Source organism: Gluconobacter aidae (genome assembly GCF_009547075.1).
GTDB lineage: Bacteria > Pseudomonadota > Alphaproteobacteria > Acetobacterales > Acetobacteraceae > Gluconobacter > Gluconobacter aidae.
Genome location: NZ_WIPH01000094.1, coordinates 1 through 1,386, shown reverse-complemented (window position 1 = coordinate 1,386; position 1,386 = coordinate 1). Strand labels below are relative to the sequence as shown.

At 48.4% G+C, this 1,386-nt stretch carries 1 protein-coding gene; it reads left to right on the top strand.

Going from position 1 to position 1,386, the window contains the following annotated elements:
* Positions 1 to 198: 198 nt before the first annotated feature.
* A complete protein-coding gene (locus GFJ39_RS14405) occupies positions 199 to 378 on the top strand; it encodes a low temperature requirement protein A (RefSeq protein ID WP_325062958.1) in 180 nt (59 codons plus the stop codon).
* The last annotated feature ends 1,008 nt before the right edge of the window (positions 379 to 1,386 follow it).

Sequence of the window (1,386 nt, the reverse complement as noted above, 5' to 3'; positions counted from 1 at the left end):
GTTGCATTCTGCTTGCTTTCATGGCGCTTGCTCTCTTGTGTGGCGCGGCGGTTCCCATACGTTCGACTGGACGATTTCGGGTAGTGATCTCGTGGAACAGTTTTTCGTCATGATGGCACTGGGTGAGGCCATCATGACTTCCGGATTGTCCATGCGCGGGCGGAGCAGCAGATAGCGTCGGTTTTGCTTGGGTTTTGTGTGAGTTTCCTGTGTACGGTCGCCATATGGTGGCTTTATTTCGGCACCTCGACCATTCAGGCCGAACATGCCTTCACGCATTCTTCCGATCCCGGGCGCCTCGGAGCATATTTTCATTATATTCATGCCATCCTCATCACTGGGATTATCGTGACGGCTGTTGGCATGATATCTTTCTGAAACATCCCCTTGAGACCGTGTCAGGGCCCGTTCTGTCTGCCACAGTCCACTGTTCGATTGGCACCTTCATCCTTCTGGTGGTGCCCAGGCATTTATGGCGATTGATATTTTTAATCCCAATGAGCGCATGCGAAAAGCTGCTCACCCAGGGCGCTGGTATAGAAATGTTTGTGGGTTTGGTCCTGACCGGCGGATGATCTGACATCATCTGATGTCCTGCATGATCAACGGCAAGCGGTATATCGTGATTGCTGCGGGCAGGCAGTTCAAGCCAACTGAGACGCCGCGGCATCCTTCCTTATCTCCTTATCACCACACGAAAATCAGTGCTTACATGCGCGGAAAACAGGCGTTTGATCAGTTTTCCACACGGACAAGTGAGGGACGATTTTTCCTCCGTTTCATGATCGCTCAGATGATAAATAATTCCATTTAAAACAATAATTTAGATATTCAGTGGGACTGAAGTTCATTCCTAATGGATTTTAGTCCGGTTTTTGTCATCAGGGGCGCTATTTTTTTTGGTTCTGTTTTTTGATTTCTAGGCTTTGCGACTCTTTTTCTGAAGAAGGGGAGACGCGCAAGGAGCCTTTAAATATATGTTGCATAATTCCAACGATCCTGGTCGTAAAAAAGGGGTCCTTTATGTAAGTACTTTAATACTTCTATGGATCCCATGTGAATTGAAAGCACAGGACATTTCGAAAGCGTCTGTTTCACAGACGGCAAATGTTCATGAGCGTGTGGATTCATATGCGTCATCTGCAAAAAGTTCCACTTCCAGGACGGTGAACCTGCGTCCATTACTTGTAAAAAATCCGCCAGTGGCAGGTGGTGATAGAGGGGTAGCCCGGACTTCGGATACAACGGAGAACAGCTTTTTCCCGGACAGTTTTCACGACTGGCTGACGCAGAGCACGATGACGGGAGACTGGGCCGGATGTCGGTGAAATGAACGCCGAAACGGATTTTGAATCGTGGTCCATGTACTGGGGCATGAACAATTAT